Origin of the sequence: Lentilactobacillus dabitei (genome assembly GCF_019061365.1) — a bacterium.
GTDB classification, from domain to species: domain Bacteria; phylum Bacillota; class Bacilli; order Lactobacillales; family Lactobacillaceae; genus Lentilactobacillus; species Lentilactobacillus dabitei.
Genome location: NZ_JAHPPD010000031.1, coordinates 1 through 17,856 on the forward strand (window position 1 = coordinate 1; position 17,856 = coordinate 17,856).

At 43.2% G+C, this 17,856-nt stretch carries 13 protein-coding genes; 4 read left to right on the top strand and 9 right to left on the bottom strand.

The features are described 5' to 3' along the window. Window positions 1-86: 86 nt before the first annotated feature. The 3 genes from KTE19_RS06290 to KTE19_RS06300 all read right to left on the bottom strand — a co-directional run bounded on the left by KTE19_RS06290 (window position 87) and on the right by KTE19_RS06300 (window position 5,404). Window positions 87-2,930 carry a Cna B-type domain-containing protein gene (locus KTE19_RS06290; RefSeq protein ID WP_217341879.1) on the bottom strand — a complete coding sequence of 948 codons (2,844 nt, stop codon included), beginning with the start codon at window positions 2,928-2,930 and terminating at the stop codon, window positions 87-89. 330 nt (window positions 2,931-3,260) lie between these two features. Beyond that, window positions 3,261-4,583 (bottom strand): MFS transporter, encoded by a 1,323-nt coding sequence (locus KTE19_RS06295; protein ID WP_217165103.1) that lies wholly within the window; start codon window positions 4,581-4,583, stop codon window positions 3,261-3,263. 395 nt (window positions 4,584-4,978) lie between these two features. Beyond that, window positions 4,979-5,404, bottom strand: a complete 426-nt coding sequence (locus tag KTE19_RS06300; protein ID WP_217165101.1) for an OsmC family protein — start codon at window positions 5,402-5,404, stop codon at window positions 4,979-4,981. Window positions 5,405-5,595: 191 nt separating this feature from the next. On the opposite strand from KTE19_RS06300, the gene KTE19_RS06305 reads away from it, so the two are divergent. Beyond that, window positions 5,596-6,792 carry an MDR family MFS transporter gene (locus KTE19_RS06305; RefSeq protein WP_217341880.1) on the top strand — a complete coding sequence of 399 codons (1,197 nt, stop codon included), beginning with the start codon at window positions 5,596-5,598 and terminating at the stop codon, window positions 6,790-6,792. Window positions 6,793-6,852: 60 nt separating this feature from the next. On the opposite strand, the gene KTE19_RS06310 is transcribed toward KTE19_RS06305, so the two are convergent. Together KTE19_RS06310 and KTE19_RS06315 are read right to left on the bottom strand one after the other, a co-directional pair. Next, window positions 6,853-8,187 (bottom strand): MFS transporter, encoded by a 1,335-nt coding sequence (locus KTE19_RS06310; protein WP_430681876.1) that lies wholly within the window; start codon window positions 8,185-8,187, stop codon window positions 6,853-6,855. A gap of 378 nt (window positions 8,188-8,565) precedes the next feature. Further along, window positions 8,566-9,969: an APC family permease gene (locus KTE19_RS06315; protein ID WP_217341882.1), complete on the bottom strand. Its 1,404-nt coding sequence runs from the start codon at window positions 9,967-9,969 to the stop codon at window positions 8,566-8,568. A gap of 192 nt (window positions 9,970-10,161) precedes the next feature. Here KTE19_RS06315 and KTE19_RS06320 point away from each other — a divergent pair, with 192 nt between their 5' ends. Next, on the top strand, window positions 10,162-10,740 hold the full coding sequence (locus KTE19_RS06320) for a TMEM175 family protein (RefSeq protein ID WP_217165095.1): 579 nt from the start codon (window positions 10,162-10,164) through the stop codon (window positions 10,738-10,740). Between the two features lie 164 nt (window positions 10,741-10,904). Here KTE19_RS06320 and KTE19_RS06325 read toward each other — a convergent pair whose 3' ends face one another. Together KTE19_RS06325 and KTE19_RS06330 are read right to left on the bottom strand one after the other, a co-directional pair. Continuing rightward, entirely contained in the window at window positions 10,905-12,695 is a 1,791-nt protein-coding gene (locus KTE19_RS06325; RefSeq protein WP_217341883.1) for an adenine deaminase C-terminal domain-containing protein, read from the bottom strand. A 32-nt stretch (window positions 12,696-12,727) separates the two neighbouring features. Then, on the bottom strand, window positions 12,728-14,080 hold the full coding sequence (locus KTE19_RS06330; RefSeq protein WP_283812285.1) for an NCS2 family permease: 1,353 nt from the start codon (window positions 14,078-14,080) through the stop codon (window positions 12,728-12,730). Between the two features lie 165 nt (window positions 14,081-14,245). Here KTE19_RS06330 and add point away from each other — a divergent pair, with 165 nt between their 5' ends. After that, window positions 14,246-15,262, top strand: a complete 1,017-nt coding sequence (add, locus tag KTE19_RS06335) for an adenosine deaminase (RefSeq protein WP_217341884.1) — start codon at window positions 14,246-14,248, stop codon at window positions 15,260-15,262. A 71-nt stretch (window positions 15,263-15,333) separates the two neighbouring features. On the opposite strand, the gene KTE19_RS06340 is transcribed toward add, so the two are convergent. Then, window positions 15,334-15,690 carry an iron-sulfur cluster biosynthesis family protein gene (locus KTE19_RS06340; RefSeq protein WP_217341885.1) on the bottom strand — a complete coding sequence of 119 codons (357 nt, stop codon included), beginning with the start codon at window positions 15,688-15,690 and terminating at the stop codon, window positions 15,334-15,336. A 123-nt stretch (window positions 15,691-15,813) separates the two neighbouring features. Here KTE19_RS06340 and KTE19_RS06345 point away from each other — a divergent pair, with 123 nt between their 5' ends. Further along, window positions 15,814-16,770: an NADP-dependent oxidoreductase gene (locus tag KTE19_RS06345; protein ID WP_217164539.1), complete on the top strand. Its 957-nt coding sequence runs from the start codon at window positions 15,814-15,816 to the stop codon at window positions 16,768-16,770. A gap of 544 nt (window positions 16,771-17,314) precedes the next feature. On the opposite strand, the gene KTE19_RS06350 is transcribed toward KTE19_RS06345, so the two are convergent. Then, complete coding sequence (locus KTE19_RS06350) at window positions 17,315-17,854, bottom strand: hypothetical protein (RefSeq protein ID WP_217164536.1); 540 nt, start codon at window positions 17,852-17,854, stop codon at window positions 17,315-17,317. Window positions 17,855-17,856: the final 2 nt, after the last annotated feature.

Genomic DNA, 17,856 nt, shown 5'->3' on the forward strand with positions numbered 1-17,856 from the left:
GGCATTCGATTGTGTTATCTGAAGAATAACATGCTCGAATGCCTTTTTGAATACGTCCAATTATTTAGTGCTTACGTTTGAAAGTACTACTTCATTCCAATTTTGTGGGTAATCACTTCAGCAATTCCTAACAAGCTCATCAGGATTATTCCCATAGCAGTGATCAAAAGTTCTTGCTTTTCATTATCATTAGTTTGCGGCAATTTATTCAATGAATTTGTCGGTACACCTGTTGTGGGGCTCGGTGTCTGCCCATTAGCAGAAGTTGTCAGTGTTGGTCGCTTAGCAGTGACTTTGGCATGTTGCGTTGTCGTTGCTGTTGATTTATTTGGCACCTTCCGATCAGGAGTTTTTCTGGTCGTCTTAGGTACGTCTGAAGTTGGCTTCTTGGGCGTAGGCGTATCTGGAGTTACTGGTGTTGGCGTTACCGGTGTATCAGGCGTTACTGGTGTATTCGGAACATATTCATTTGTCAGCGTTGCCGCACCGTTGTTCACTGGTCGAGGCCCACTTGGATCAGCTTTATAACCATCGGGAACATTGTCTTCAACAACGGTGTAAACAATCGTGTTACCAGCTGAATCAGTCTCTGGCAAGTCGCCAAAGGATGCGATGTAGTTATTGAGGTTATCCAAGATCACCGTTTTACCAGTTGATTCCCCATTAGCATACAGGGTTGCCGTCACACTTGGCGTTGTCACGCCGTCAGAAACATTCTTCCAGACTTTTTTGACTGTAATTGTGGATTGTTTAGGAATAAAGGCGTTGATAAATGTGACCTTGCCGTCTTTAACCTCTTGCCGCATATTGGTCCGGGACTGATAGCCGGCAACGGGTGTTTCAACAACTTCGTACTTAATCGATTGACCATTTTCATCGGTCAACGGCAAATTATCGAATCGACTTAAGTAGCCGTTTGCCGATGTGAGCTTGCGGGTCTGATTAGTAGCTTTGCCATTTTCCCACAATGTCACAACGACATCCGGCAACTGAGTCCCTTTAGGAACACCCTCCCATACTTTGTTCACCGTGACAGAGGTTTTGTGCGGAATAAAGTCGTTGGTTAAAGTAACTTTGCCGTTCATAACGTTCTGTAGCCCACTTGTTTTGGGGAGATAACCTGTTGGAACAGCCGTTTCAGCGACGGTATACTTAATTGTATTACCATTACCATCGGTTTCTGGTAAATCAGGGAATGGCGCAGACCAGTTGTTACCAGCATTTAAAGTAACCATCTTGCCAGTGGATACTTTATTGGCATATAACGTTGCCGTAATCTGATCAGGTAACGTGGTCCCTGATGGTACACCTTTCCATTGCTTTTTGACTGTAATGGATGTCGTCTTAGGAATATAAGCATTAGTTAACGTAACCACATTATTTTTAACGGACTGTTGCCCTGGGGTTTTCGATTCATAAGTGTCTTTGTCAAGCGTATTGGTATCCTCTGCTACCGTGTAGGTAATGTCTTTACCATCACTGCCCTGCTTGGGTAAACCAGAAACTTCGGCTGTATAATTATGTGCTTGATCCAAAGTGACCGTTTTGACTGGGTTCTTAGTATCACCGTTTTTGTATACATAAGCCGTCACACTGGGTGGCGTTACTCCATCAGGAACCCCTCGCCAAACTTTGTTAATTTTAATTGAAGTGGTTGCCGGTGGCGTTGGCGAGTTATATGTGTTCACAAGGGTTGCAGTTTGGGTCGTAGAATCAACCGTTCCGCCAGTCTCTTTAAATGAATCTGGCACCTTCACCTCTTTAACCGAGTAAGTAATCGCCTTGCCGGCCCCATCGTCTTTACTTAAAGCATCAAATGTGCCAGACCACGTAGGACTACTTAAAGTAACCGTCTTGCCAGTTACTTGTGGTTCTTTGTCAGTTGATGTCTGCCGATATAATTCAACCTGAATTGCTGGCTCATTCACACCTGCAGGAACATCGTTCCATTGCTTCTTAACACCGACACTATAGGTGCTACCATTGCCATTTCCGCCAGCACCAAGGGTAACTAGGGCGTTGGCGGTTCCAGTATCAACAACATCAATGTTACCTTTGGTTCCGCCGCCGCTTCCTGTATCATAACCAGAAACTGTCATTTGATTATTAAGGCCAATATGGGCACCAGCTTTTGTATAATCAGATTCCGGGTTAATTTTGGTCAAGTAAAAAACGTTCACCGTTTTAGTTAGCGTCCCGTTCCACTTGATTGTAAACGAGGTTGGCGCGGTGGCATTTGGAAGATAATTGACAGTGTAGTCACCCACTGGGACTGGTGTGTTTTTCCCATCGTCCCATTGAACAAGTAATGTTCCAGGAACCATTGTCTGACTGTCAGGATTTTGAATATTGTCCGTTATGACAGCGGTATTGAGTGATCGATTGTTGGGATTGATTTTACCGTCCCACTCAACATATTGATAACGACCGTTCCCATCAAGCGGATACGTTTTGCCATTACTATAATCACCCTTAAAGGCCCAGCCGTTCTTGGTAATGTAATCACCACCAGCTGTGCCACCACCATTCGCACTTCCGGAGACACTAAACGTGATGGTACCGCCCATATCATTATTTTTGGTTGAATAGTAAATTGTAAACGTGATAGTTGCAGATGAATCCCCTGCCTTTGCAGTGACATGACCAACCACTGTCTTGTCGTCAGGGGCCAAGATATCAAACGGCGTATCGTACCTAAAATGAGTGCCTTTCGGCAAGCTTAAAGTAGCAGTATCCCCCGTCTTGACCTGCGTGTCTGGCGCAATCTTATAGTTATATGTAAGCTGATAATCGGTACTCTGATCCCATTTACTAACATCGGTCTGATTGATCGGATTTCCATTATACAGCGCATCTCCGGACCCAATTCCAGAAATACTTGACGTAATATCCGCCGCTTTAGCTGGTTGTGATGAAAAAACGATCCCCACCAAAACCAGAATTGAAAAACATACGAAACTAAACCATTTTAAAAAAAATCCACCTGAGATTGCTTGACACAATTCCTCATGAATAGAACCTCTTTCATTAAATTTGTACCTTCATACTTTTTATACCACTTATACATCGTTATTACAATTGCTTAGCACTACCATTGTTATATTTATAATGAGGGAGTATTCATTTATTCGATTAGATTGATGACAATCTAAAAAGTCCCCGGGCATTCCGAGAACTTCATATCAATCTAATAATAATTTATATAGATTAACGCTTTCGGTGATATAACCACCGGGGGTCTAAACTGCTGACGATGTTTACTAATCTTGGATTTTTTCAAGAATTCGGTCTTCATCATACAATTTGAGAATCAAAAACATCACCGCATAAATCACCAGTGGCAGCCAAACATAATTCAAATTGATCATTAACAATGTCTCGGCATTTTGTGGTCGATTGGCCACATAGCCGGACAAATGAAACAGCCCAGCAGTGATTAGGCCGCCAAGTCCCAAGCCTAAATTGACGCCAAAATCATCCGTCGAAGCCAAAATTCCTTCTGCTTGAATCCCTAAACTCACTCCGTAGCGAATCGTATCAGCAATCATGATGGAAACTAGGCCAATAATAATGCCATTCCCAATTGAATTAATAAAGACGCCGGCAAACAGGATGCCCATTACTTTTGTGTAAACCCCGATGGCAATCACAAGTTGTCCAGCTAATGCAACTAAGATTCCTTGCAGCATCGTAGTCTTTTTGCTTCTCACATTTGTCAGTCGAAGAATAAGCAGCACTCCAAGCAGTGAAGTCAATGTAAAACCATTCGCCAAAGGAACCAAGCCAACGGTACCGACTGTATACTTAAAGTAATAGATGGTCGTTTGATTTTTGATAGCCGTTACCAGCCAGTACAGGAAAATAACGATCGAAATCACGATCCAGGGCTGATTATGCCGCAACATTGATAACACCGCTTTGAATGGCTGGTGCGCAATTTCAGAATTGGCAAATCGTTCGCGAACGTGGACAAAGGTATTGATAATTAACAGCAACGAAATCACACCAAATAACATGATCGTCCCTAAGAACCCACGCTGCTGACTTCCGTGGCCAAATAATGCCACCAGTGGCAACGTAAATACCGCAACCACGATTTGGATCGAGCTGCCGAAGAACTGACGAATCACCCCTAACAATGTTAATTCCCGGGGATTTTGAGACATCGTTGGTAGAATTGACGTAATCGGTAAATTAACCGCTGTGTAAAGAAACCCTAGCCCAAGGTAAGTAACGTATGCCCAAGCAACCTTTCCTGGATAAGAAAAGTGAGGGGTCACAAACGTCAAAACGGCAAAAATGACATACGGCACTGAATACCATAGGAAAAACGGCCGGCTCTTACCAAACCGGGAGTGGGTGTGATCGATCATCACGCCAATAATAAAGCTCTCAGCAACATCGGCCACTCTGGCAACCATGAACAGGATTGCCGCATCGCTTGCCGACAACCCATAAACGTCCGTGTAGAAAAAGAGTAAATAAGTCGTCATCATCTGAAATATTAAATTATCGGCAGCATCGCTGAGACCATAGCTGATGCGTTCCGGCCAGCGAGTAGACCATGTTGTAGTAGCCTTCAATAAACCGACCCTCTTTCGTAACTAGATTGTACACAATTTTGTTGTTAAGAACAAATATATTTTGGAAAGATCCCTTTGCGAGTTGATTGCAATTCATTAATATGGAAATTACAAATAATCCTAAATTCGAGAGCTAATAGTAGTTCGAATTCAGGATTATTTGTAGTTTGGTTTTAAATTAGGTAGCAAAACTCGCAAGTTATCAATGATGGTTTAGTTATAAACGCCATTAGTGATATTTTGAGATCAGGGTATTTCAATGGCTAGGCACTCTAGCCGAAACGTGCTCCCCCAGGCAGAAGCTTGCGCATAAATCCCTTCAACAAAAATCCAAAAACCGGCGATTTCTGTTGAAGAGACTTATACTCCAGCTTCTAGCCGCCTGGTTCCGCACTCTAAAACTTAAACTGATCCACCACCTCAAACGTCACATTTTCATTAGCCTTTAAAAGCTTTGCCACCGGACACTGATCCAATGCTTCAGCGACCATTTGTTGGGCCTGCGCATTATCCAAATCATGAAACAAAATTTGGCAGCGAACGATAAACTTATATCCCTTGGTATCCTTCACAATATCAACCGCCGTATGAATAATACTATCAGGCTTAATATTATGTTGGCGCTCGACAATGCCAATCGTTGCGTTAAAACAGGTACTCAACGCAAACCCGATGAATTGTTCCGGGTTGGTGCCGGGGCTATCCATCAGTGAACTGCTGACGCCAAGCGCAAGGCCTTCATTTCCCCGAACGTAACTTTGGCCCGTTAGACCGTGTTCGTTAACAACTTCTGTATGATAAAGTGATCCGCCTACAGCCATAGATAATTCCTCCCATAATGAAATCTCATATTCCTTTAAACACCCTCATCATATGTGATTTAAATTAGTAAGTCCATCAAATAGCGTTGGCAGATAACCGGTAATGACCCACAAGTTGTTCCCCCACACCATCCACTTTTTTTGATACAATGGGACACGGTGCTCAAAATCAGATTAAGGAGGTCCATCAGATGACCAACAAAGAAATGAGTTTCCGGTGGCTGGTTACCGGGGCCCTATTTAGCAGTATCGGGATGAGTTTTGTCTGGCCGTTAACCAGTGTATACTTGCATAATCGGCTTGGTGTGTCCTTAACCATGATTGGGGTTGTTTTACTTTTTAACTCCCTTGCCAGCGTCCTTGGCAGTTATCTTGGCGGTTACTTATACGATCGAAAGAATCCCTATCATCTTTTGGTGGGTGGCGTGATTGCTTCCACAATTACCCTCATCATCTTGGTATTTTTCCATGGCTGGCCGATGTTTGGAATCGTCCTCTTCTTTAATGGCCTTTCGGCTGGTTGGAATTTAGCGGTTGTCAATTCGATTGGAACCAGTATCAAGTCAAAGGACAGCCGTTACGTTTTTAACATGCTGTATTTCGTCCAAAACTTGGGAATTGTCGTTGGGACTTCCTTAGTTGGCTTTATTTATAGTATCAGCGTCACCCTGATGTTCGTGGTGGCAAGTGTTCTTTTCCTCGTTTTCCTGACCATCGTGATTACCAAATACAAGCCGGCAGCCAACGAATCCCGTAAGAAAGTTTCTGACACTGAAAAGACTTCTTGGAATACCAAGCATCTTCCCAAGTCAAATGCGACTATTCTGACAACTTTCTTTCTGTCATTATTTATTATTTGGATTATGTACCAACAGTGGGTTTCCAACTTATCCGTCTACATGACCGGCTTGGGCATACCACTGCGCAACTACAGTTTTCTCTGGACAATCAATGCCGGCTTAATCGTTGTCAGCCAAATTATCATTAACTGGATTGCCAGGTATCATGAAAATTTGATTATGCAAATTTTCTTTGGCTTTTCAATGTTTGCGGTTTCTTTTATTACCCTGATTTTTGCTAAAACTTATCCAATGTTTGTCCTGGCAATGATCATTTTAACCATTGGTGAAGCCACCGCGTTGCCGACCATTCCGGCGCTGGTTAACGTCTTAACGCCAATCGAAGCCAAGGGGCGCTATCAAGGGCTGATTCAATCGTACGCTTCAGCTGGGCGCGCCATTGGACCATTATTTGGCGGCATGATTATTGAACTATCCTCTTTTACCGCGCTGTTTGTTATTGCCACAATTGCTGTTTTACTGGTTTTAACAACGACTGCCGTGATGTGGAAAACCCTCCACGGGAGCCTAACTCGTTATCGGACTTAATGCCTTCACTGAGTGGATCAATTACAAATCACCATCCAGTTCAACCCGGATGGTGGTTTTTTACTTGTCCAATTTATTAGTGAGCTTAAACAACCGCCAATACAACCAATAATTTAGCAAGCCAATCAGGGCCAACATCACAAAGGCCATCTGGGTGCCCCTGGCGACGTTTTGAGGCATTGATAAACCAGCTGAGTTAAAAGCCGTCATGAACACCGCCATCACGGTTGTCCCAATTGAGCCGGCAATTTGCTGACCCGTACCATACAGGGCATTTGCATCATTTTGTTCCTGCTGGCTGAGATTTTTTAAGCCGTAAGTCATTGTATTGCCAAAGGCCATGGCTCGGCCGCCGGCGTATATCGCATAGAAGATGGTCACCCACAAAACTGACATTTGGCGGGCAAAAATCGCGAAGCACCCCATCATGACAAAATAGAACGTATTTCCCAAATAAAGAGGTAATTTGCCGCCATAGCGATCCAACATAATGCCATAAAATGGTTGGCCTGCTGCATTCAACACGCTACCGGGGAATAAAATCAAGCCACCAAGAAAGGCCGCGGCGCCATTGACCATTTGAACATAACTTGGCAACATAAAGTTAATTCCTAAATTTGAAAATTGAAGTAACACATATGGTAGAAAGCTGTAGATGAAGGCGGGCTGCTTAAAGACCGTCAACCTAAATAACGCTTTATGACTGTGTTTTGACCGCCAGATAAACAACGCCGACATCACGACGGTCACAAAGATATCTGCAGTGAAATGCCAGATGCCATTTGGCAGTGTCAGCGCGTTCATCCCCACTAGCAACATAATCATCGCGACTGATAAAAAGCCAAATCGCAGCCAATCAAACGGATACTTTTCGGTTGGGCTATACTGCTCGATGACAATCATTCCCAGAATCAAGAAAACAACTGCAAACGGTAAGGTCCCCCAGAAAATCATCCGCCAATCAGCCAGTGACACAACCGCCCCGCCAAATGTGGGTCCAAGGGCAGGTGCCACAATCAGGATCAAGTTGGCAAATCCCATGTAGGTCCCCAGCTTGTTTCGAGGCACAAGTTCTAAAATAATGTTATTCATCAATGGCGCAGAAATGCCGACACAGCCAGCTTGAACCAGGCGCCCAGCCAATAGTAGCCAATAAGTTGGGGCCAGCGCACACGTGACGTCGCCAATCATAAAGAGTAAGACCGCACAGCCAAATAATTGCTTGTTTTTAAAACGCCGTTTGAGAAATGCAGAAACCAACATCAACAACGCCACCGTGAGCAGGTAACCGGTCGTCACCCACTGAACCGTGCTGAGGGAAACGTGGAATTGTTTCATCAAGGTTGGAAAAGTCACGTTCATTGAAGTTTCAATCAGAATGCCGAGAAAAGTCATTGCGGCAATGGCTGAGATAGCAAGGAGTGGATGGTTCGTTTTCTGACTGACGGTTTCTTTCGGCAAAGTTGGCACGGTAATTCCTCTTTTCTGAAACATTTATTTGCTAATAAAATTATGTTACCATTTCACAAATTATGACGCTAGCTAGGGATTTCTTGGCCTCGTTGCAAAAACGCGCGAAAAGTCGCTGACGCTTAACATATAAGGAGACCCCCAGTTAAAGCCAAAACTGGCCGTGTTTTCTTGGCCTCGTTGCAAAAACGCGCGAAAAGTCGCTGACGCTTAACATATAAGGGGACCCCCAGTTAAAGCCAAAACCAGGCTTTAACTGGGGGTCCCCTTATATGAACGCGTCAAACCGCTACTTTTCGCGCTCTATGCACTTATCCGACTATGTCTCATTCCATATCCAAAGTAAAGAATAAGGCCAAACACGAACCAAATTCCTGATGCAATCCAGGTTTCTGCTTGCAATTGTGACAGCATCACCATACATAGCAAGCCAGAAACTATCGGCAACACTGGATACCATGGAACCTGATATCCGTGGTGGTTTTGAATTTCTTTATTATTTCTCAATGGGATAATCCCAAATGACACGAAGAGAAAGGCAATCAATGTGCCAATATTAACCAAGTTGGTCAATTGATCCAGCGGAACAAAGCCACCCATAAAAGCAATCACAATCGTAATCGTTATCAGGCTGTTTCTTGGACTGCCCTTTTTATCCAACTTACCAAGAAGCTTTGGCAGCAACCCATCTCGGCCAATTGAATAAATCAATCTCGAAGAACTATAAGTCATTGTGACCATCATGGTAAACATTCCAGCTAATGCGCCTAGCGAAATGATACCAGCGACCCAATTCAGCTTCACAAATTGTAAGGCAAAGGCAACCGGATCTGCGACGTCCAGCTTGGTGTACGAAACCATTCCCGTTAAGACGATCGAAACGCCCACGTACAAAATAGTTGCAACAATCAGCGTCCCAATAATTCCGATCGGCATATTGCGCTTAGGATTCTTAACTTCGGCAGCTGAACTCGAAACCGCATCAAAGCCCAAATAGGCAAAGAATACCGCAGCAGCGCCACCCAAAACTCCGCCGTGGCTGCCACCCATCCAACCGTAGGGTAAGAATGGATGCCAGTTAGTTGGTTTTACATAGAAGGCGCCCACAAGAATAAATAGCAAAATAATCCCAATTTTGACAACAACAATTAAATTGTTCAATCGAACTGACGAGCGCATCCCATGATTTAACATCCAGGAAATCAAAATAACAATAATAATTGCAATCCCATTACCATAGGTTCCCTGACTCGGTACGAACGGACCAGAAATGGCCTTTGGGAAACCAATATGGAAGCCGGCTAAGAACGATTGAAAGTAAGCGCCCCACGCACTAGAAACCGCCGCAACAGCCAGAACGTACTCCAAAATCAATGCCCAGCCCAATATCCAGCCGATGATCTCGCCGAACACCAGGTTTCCATAAGAATAGGCACTTCCGGCAACCGGTAACGCTGAGGCAAATTCGGCATAGCACATGGCTGAAGTTGAACACACAATGGCCGCCACAATGAATGAAAGAATAATTCCCGGGCCAGCTTTGGTAGCAGCAACAGTTCCTGGCAGAATAAAGATACCAGTACCAATCACCGCCCCAATCCCTAGGGCAATCAGATCAAAAGCTGACATCGTTTTAACAAATTTTTTGTCAGTTTCAAGGTAACGATCCAATTTCTCCCGTTTAAAAATTCGTGAACCTAATGACATAATCTGTAACCTCCAGATGGAAAATTAACTCCTGATTAGAATTATTAGTCTATTTTAACTTTTCCTCATCATAAAAGTCAATTAGCTCACAACCTTGGAAACGATTACAGACAAACAAAGACGTTATCTGCAAATTTCTAAGAAAAATATTGTATCCTTGTGATGTAAAGTATGTGAAAGGAGTGTGACCTGATGCCTAAAAATCGACTTGAAGCGTTTACCGATGCAATCATCCCAATTATCATGACTGTCTTGGTTTTGGAACTTGGCGAACCAAAGACCTATTCGTGGAATGGGCTGTGGAATATGCACGAAGAATTACTCGCCTACGCAATTTCATTCTTTCTGCTGGCAATTGTTTGGGGCAATCACCATCATATGTTCCAGGTGGTCGAGAAAATTGACGGTTTGGTGATTTGGGCGAACACCAGCTTGATGTTCTTCCTATCATTTGTGCCATTTGCCACCGCAATTGTGAATGATGACCCCCACAGTCTGTTTGGTTCTCAGTTATACACGCTATTATTTATCTTCATTAATTTGGCATGGAACTTCTTGCGAGTGAGCCTATTGAGAGCGAATCACGACAGCCAGCTGCTGGTGGATACCTTAAAACATGAACCCAAGAGCTTAATCACCTTAGCCGCGTTCGTGGCCGTTTTCTGCCTGACTTACTTCTGGCACGAATTTGGGATGATCGGCACATTCCTGGTGATGATGCTTTGGATGATGCCTTATCAAAGTATCGAAAAAGCCATGCGTCGTTTATGATGTGAAGGAGTAAAAGGCATTCACAAATGATCTTTGATTGCCCGCTATTCTCCTGTCTTAAAATTCCGATTGTTTTAAATAAGAAGGGCAACCATTCCTGAATCTGCGGAATGGTTGCCCTTCTTATTTAAACTCTGAGATCAAATCAACTGTTTTGATCCTTCTTATGCATTGTTATGACTGGTAACTTTCAAAATGGGATTGAAATATGCTAATTTTGGATAATCCACATTCCCACTGTCCGTAATTGCCAAATCCGGAATAGCGGTAATCGGCAGAAACGACAGGTAAAATAATGGATCCGGTAATGTGCTGCCAAGTTGTTCCGCAGCATGTTTTAATTCAATTTCTTTTTCAGCGAGTTGAGTTGGGGTTAAATCAGTTGTAATCCCTGCAATTGGTAATTCCAGTAAGGCAACCACCTTACCATCAACCACAACAACTTGACCACCACCACACTCAATCAGCGTGTTGACAGCTAACGCCATATCACTGGTATTTACACCGGCCACCACCAGATTATTATCATCTGGAGAAGCGGAAGTCGCAATTGCCCCCTGTTTGAATGACCAGCCAGAAATGAAACCGTGTGACTGGTTACCATTAATGCCATATCGTTCAATGACTGAGACGGAAGCGACATCCTTTTCAGGATCCGGAATCACGACCCCATTTTTAATCGTTAATTCAATATCTTGAGCCTTACGCACAAATGGCCCAACACTGTGAATTGTTCGAACCAATGCCGTTCCAGCAGATTGGTCAACTTGATAGTCAAAATCTGCTGGCTGCATTGGGGCGTGCTTCAGTTTACCTTGGATTTGAGCAGATCGCTTGGGTGGATTGAAGCCCATCACTTCGGTTTGGTTTTCGGAAACCAACTGACCCTTGCTGACGACTGTATCAACGGTAAATGAACCCGGTTGGTCGATCAGAAGAATATCGGCATCCTTCCCTGGGGCGATTGAACCGACCTGATCATCAATATGGTAAGCTTCGGCGCCGTTAATGGTTGCCATCTGAATGGCAGTCATTGGAGAAACGCCGGCTTTAATCGCTAATCGAACCATATGATCAAGGTGGCCATGATTTAAAATGTCTCTGGCGTTGACATCATCAGTACAGAAACTGGTATGACGCGCAACCCCGGCCGCTCCTTCTGTAATGGCACGAATATTTTCTTTTAAAAATTTAGTGACTGAAGATTCCCGGATCACCACATGGATACCTTTACGGGCTTTTTCCAAAAATTCTTCATGAGAATAGCTTTCGTGATCAACATGAACGCCACTCATCAAGAATTGGTTTAACGCCTTGCCAGTCGCCATGGGAGAACAGCCAAAGATTGGTTTGTGATACTTTTGGGCAGTCAAGATTGCTTTGAGGGTATCAGGATCTTTCGTTTCAACTGCTTCACGAACCGTTTCCCAAACACCATAACAGTTTTCATTCGGTTGAATTGCTTCATGGTCCTTGGCAGAAACGTCATAACTGATCGTTGACTTGGGGATTGTGTACGGTGTTTTGTATGGCAGCCCCCAGAATACCTTTAATGGGCTCTGATCGATTTCGGTAAAAATCTCGTCCAAGCCTTTGCTACCAATGGTGGAAATATATTCGTCCAACCCAGAAACAATACTGGTTGTTCCATGAGGCACCACTGCCTGGGCAAATCTGGTCATGCTCATCTTGCTGCATTCAACGTGGATGTGACCATCAATCATGCCCGGAACCAGGTATTTGTCAGTTGCATCAATATGCTTGGTATTTGGGCCAATGTAATCGTTGATATCCTCATCGACAGCAACAATTTTACCGTTATAAATGGCAACGTCAGCTGGATAATATTCGGCGGTGTCAACATTCACCAACGTCCCGTGTTCAATAACTGTGTCAGCGGGAATTTTGGCAGCACCAGCATCAATATATTGTTCAAATTCTTCAATCGTCGTCATGAATTTTCTCCAGTCATTTAAGGGTTATTAACTTATGATTTAGGTACGATATTTAATACATAAAGCAACAGAATAAATACGAAGAACAGGATCCACATAATGTAATTAACTTCTTTACGACGACCGGCAACAGTCATCAAGATTGGATATGTGAGGAACCCAAAGGCAATTCCGTATGAAATGTTATAAGTCAGTGGCATACCGACAACGGTCAAAAATGCAGGCATGGCAATTTCAAACTTGTCCCAGTGAATTTCTTTTAGCGCTGAAACCATCAAGACACCGACAATGATCAATGCTGGCGCCGTTACTTGATCAGTCACAACCGTCAAAAGTGGTGAAAATAACATACTAAATGCAAACAAGATTCCAACCGTTAATGAAGTTAACCCAGTCCGGCCACCAACGGCAATTCCGGCTGATGATTCAACGTAAGCAGCAGTTGGGGTCGTTCCCATGACGGAACCGGCCAACATTGAAATCGAATCTGACATCAATGCCCGACCAATTCGGGGCATTTTGTTATTTTTCATGATTCCAGCTTGTTGTGCCAAACCAATTAACGTACCAGCGGTATCAAAGAAGGCAACTAATAGGAAGATCAGCACAACTGCCCACATCTGTGGATCCACAATGGATGATAAATGCGTAACGCCAACGCCAAAGGTTGGGGCCATGCTTGGAGCAAGCGAAATAATATGAGTTGGCATTGCAATCAACCCGGTTACTAGACCAAGAACGGTAGTGGCAACCAAACCAATAAAAATTGCACCAGGCACTTTTCGAGCCATCAAGATCGCAATTACAAAGATACCAAAAATTGTTAACCAGGTTGTGGGAACCGTTAAGGAACCAATGGCAACCAAAGAAGTTTTGCTGGCAACGATGATCCCGCCACCCTGTAAACCAACAAAGGCAATAAATATCCCAATTCCCGCAGCCATGGCGAGCTTGAGATCCTTAGGAATTGCATCAATGACAATTTCCCGGACTTTTAAGAAAGATAAGATTGTAAACAATACCGACGCAACGAAAACCCCAGCCATTGCTTTTGACCACGGGATTCCCATCCCTAACACAACTGAAAATGTAAAGAACGCATTGTCACCCAATCCAGGGGCAATTGCAATTGGGTAATTAGCTAAGAACGCCATTAATAAACAGCCAAGAATAGAAGTTACCGCAGTAACGGTAAAAACGGCTCCTTTATTCATTCCAGCGGCACCCAGAACGCTTGGATTCACGAACAAAATGTACGCCATCGAAACAAATGTTGTTAATCCGGCTAATAACTCCCGCCTAACGGTCGTGTTCTGTTCAGTGAGATGAAAGGTGCGGTCCAGCAGGCCTGTGTTCACCATTGTACTGTCACTCGTCTTTTGCATAATTGCTAAAATCCCTTTCCAATAAATAATTTATGCTTCGTATTATTCCACATTTCCGTTCAAATTACAATAGCATCATTCGGATTTTATTGTATTGACGATTCTATATAATATGTTAAACTATGGATTGTAGCTAAAACACGAACATTTTTGGAGGAATACACAATGTCTACTGAAATTACCCCAGAATTTACTAAGAATCTACCAAAAGCCGAACTACACTTACATATTGAAGGGACCCTTGAGCCCGACTTAAAATTAAAATTAGCCAAGCGTAACCATATCGATATTGGCCAATCAACAATCGAAGAAGTTCAAAAAACGTATCAATATGATGACTTGGCTTCATTTTTAGCTGTTTATTATCCAGCTATGAATGTCCTCCAACATGAACAGGATTTTTATGACTTAGCATTTGCCTACCTTAAAAGAGCGGCCGCAAACAACGTCCGCCACGTAGAAATTTTCTTTGACCCCCAAGCTCATACCAGCCGGGGCATTGCATTTGAAACAGTGATTCATGGTCTTCACCGAGCAGTTGTCGATGCCCAGGCATTGAATGTTGATGCATCACTCATCATGTGTTTCCTCCGCGACTTCTCAAAAGAGTCCGCCCGAAAAACTTTATTAGAAGCAATGAATTACAAGGATATGATCGTCGGTATCGGCCTTGATTCTGATGAGCACAACAACCCACCGTTGAAGTTTGCCCGTCAATTTGAGGATGCAGCCGCTGCGGGTCTTCACTTGACCACCCACTGTGACATCGACCAAAAGGATTCGATTGAACATATTCGCCAAGCCCTTGAAATTATGGGTGTCGAACGATTGGATCACGGAACCAATATCGTCGAGGACCCTGATCTGGTTGATTTTGTTGCTAAGAAAAATATCGGCATAACTTCTTGCCCATTGTCTAACAGCTTTGTTTCACCAGAAATGAAGGGCAAGGAAGTTCTGGAGTTACTTTCAAAGAACGTGAAAGTTTCCATCCATTCAGATGATCCTGCGTACTTTGGTGGCTACATCAGTGATAACTATTATGCGATAGCTGATAAATTCAACCTCACCAAGGATCAAATTGTCACGCTTGCCCGCAATTCCTTTGAAACTTCTTGGATTAGCGATGAGAAAAAGGCCTTGTACATTCAACAATTAAATGATTATGTTGCCTCATATTAATCACTAACCTATATCAAAAAAAGATTCAGACAAAGTTGCACTTCAAACTCTGTCTGAATCTTTTTGTTTAATTATGATGCTTTTTGAGTCGTTAGATTTTTTAAATCAACATTTCCGTCCAAAATACCGCTATCACCAGATAACTTAAACCGATTATTAACATAATCAAGCTTCATATTATCATCTAAATATCGCTTGGAATATCCCTTATAGTACCAGTCACCGACATTCGTGGTCAGCTTTGCCTGATAGTCAGGTACGTTCGCATCCCGATAAACGGCAATCACATCAAAACTCACATCTAATGAGCAGATGCCGACCTTAGAAAAGGGGCCAACCCCATCGTCAAAGCTTAATAAGAACTTGCTAGTTGCTGGAAATACTGACATTAAATGGGTTAGTGCGTCATCTGTAATGGTTAATTTCATTTTATCAGCTCCTCAATTATTAAGGTTACGCTTTTTCCAATCAAAGTCAATTCAATTGTACACAACTTATCTGCTAGTTTTCACTTTTACGTTTCACGGGTATAATGTGTGCGAGGTGATTAAATGACAAACTCAGATAGCATGAACGCAATCGTCATCAATGAATACGGTGATGAATCAAAATTAACTGAACAATCCATCCCCGTGCCTGATATCCACCCTAATCAAGTATTGGTTAAAGTTGTCAGCATTGGGGTCAATCCAATTGATTGGAAAACTCGCAGTGGTTTGCGCCAAGAACGCTATCCATTCAAATTTCCGATCGTCTTAGGGCAAGAAATGGCCGGCATCGTTTCACAAGTTGGCAGCCAGGTCTCAGGATTTAAACCTGGGGATGCGGTTGTTGGTTATGGCACGCCAAGTAATCGGGGCACTTACGCAGAGTTTTATGCTGTTGACGCCGATAAGCTCGCTCATAAACCAATCACGGTATCTTTCCAAGCTGCGGCTGGATTGTCCTTAGCTGGAACAACTGCTTGGGAAGCCCTGTTTGACGCCGGTCAACTCAAGCGCGGCCAGACAGTCCTCATTTTGGCTGGTTCTGGTGGCGTAGGTGGGATGGCGATCCAATTGGCTAAGAATGCCGGTGCCCACGTGCTAACGACCACCAGCAGCCCAAATGTTAGTTTTGTGACGCAATTAGGTGCTGACAAGGTCATTGACTACACTCAAGCCAATTTTGCAGATCAAGTCAAAAATGTTGATTTGGTGTTTGATACGCTCGGTGGTCAAAACCAGCTTGATGCATTTAAAGTCGTTAAACCAGGTGGCAGAATCATCTCGATTGTGGAGACCTTGCCCGAAACAACTGAATTAGGGAAACAACATGACGTCTATTTTGAGAAGATCAATGCTGCCCCAAGGCATGAGATCATTTCCCAGCTAAGCGCTCAACTGGGGGCTGGTAAATTGAAGATCAAGATTGCCAAACAATTACCGTTTACCGTTGAGAATGTCCAAGCAATGCATCGGCAGAGTGAGACCGGCCATGTGGTTGGTAAATTGATATTGAACGTTTAATTGTATTCTCCGACTAGCTGGATAACTCAGAATTATTTGGTAATAATACCACTCAAAAATTGCCTTTGGCATTCATCTAATAGTGATTTTGTTTTCACATTTAGAGATAAGGCTGGGACATATATTAATTTTCAATCGATGATCATTCACATAGATCACCATAGCCACCTAGATAAAAGCTGTGCCAAACGGCTGATCCCTGCCATCTAACAAAAATGACCAACTATTCCAAAATCAGGAATAATTGGTTCTTTTCGTTAAATTCTGGGATCAAATCGCCTAAACCCAGTCTCATTTTTTAAGCTTAATTATATAAGAAAAGGATTAGCTGAAATTCAGCTAATCCTTTTCTGCGGCACTTATATTAATATAAATGGACTTCTTGGACTCCACAATCCGCTGAAGTCAGACACCACAAATCCGTGCTTAAAATGTGTCCCACTCAAAATACCACCTTAGTCGCTTGCGCGAACAGCATAAATGCTGTGTGGTCTCTCGACTCATCGCATGTGAATAGTATGCCACATTTTCAGTGTCATTTCAATCATTTCTTAGATTTAGTCGTCTTTGCCTTCGTCGGCTTAGTCCCTTTTGGCTTATTTTCAGCCTCGTGAGCAGCCTCCTCAGCCTTCTTAGCCCTATTTTCTTGAATGGCGGCCAGTTTCTCGGCGACCCACTCATTCATTGTCTTCGAATAATCTGCCAAGTGGCCAAAAAAGTCATCAGCACTAGAAACTTCATCAATTCGCAATCCCGACTGATTAACAAACGGCGAACTGATAACCAAATAAACGTTAACCGGTAATTTGTCTTGATCGGATATCATCTTTGAAATTCGAGTTGGTTCTTGGAGCGGCAGATTAATGAGATTGGTTTCCAGTCGAATAACCGCATCCGCATCATCAATTGTCAGTTCGCCATACCCAAGCTTTCCAAGGTTAAGCTGCTCTTCAATAAAATCATACAATGGCTGCATAGCCTTTGCAGGATCTTTGACAACGGTTGCCAATTTTGCACTGACTGTTTTGCCTTCAATTTTCTCGTTGGTCATATCTTCAATAAAACTTGCAACATCTTTTTCCAACT

Coding starts and splice junctions, on each gene's coding strand:
- KTE19_RS06300 (WP_217165101.1), bottom strand. CDS start 5,404: ATGGCTGTAGGCGGATCACTTTATCATACAGAAGTTGTTAACGAACAC.
- KTE19_RS06305 (WP_217341880.1), top strand. CDS start 5,596: ATGACCAACAAAGAAATGAGTTTCCGGTGGCTGGTTACCGGGGCCCTA.
- KTE19_RS06310 (WP_430681876.1), bottom strand. CDS start 8,187: ATGACTTTTCTCGGCATTCTGATTGAAACTTCAATGAACGTGACTTTT.
- KTE19_RS06315 (WP_217341882.1), bottom strand. CDS start 9,969: ATGTCATTAGGTTCACGAATTTTTAAACGGGAGAAATTGGATCGTTAC.
- KTE19_RS06320 (WP_217165095.1), top strand. CDS start 10,162: ATGCCTAAAAATCGACTTGAAGCGTTTACCGATGCAATCATCCCAATT.
- KTE19_RS06325 (WP_217341883.1), bottom strand. CDS start 12,695: ATGACGACGATTGAAGAATTTGAACAATATATTGATGCTGGTGCTGCC.
- KTE19_RS06330 (WP_283812285.1), bottom strand. CDS start 14,080: ATGCAAAAGACGAGTGACAGTACAATGGTGAACACAGGCCTGCTGGAC.
- add (WP_217341884.1), top strand. CDS start 14,246: ATGTCTACTGAAATTACCCCAGAATTTACTAAGAATCTACCAAAAGCC.
- KTE19_RS06340 (WP_217341885.1), bottom strand. CDS start 15,690: ATGAAATTAACCATTACAGATGACGCACTAACCCATTTAATGTCAGTA.
- KTE19_RS06345 (WP_217164539.1), top strand. CDS start 15,814: ATGACAAACTCAGATAGCATGAACGCAATCGTCATCAATGAATACGGT.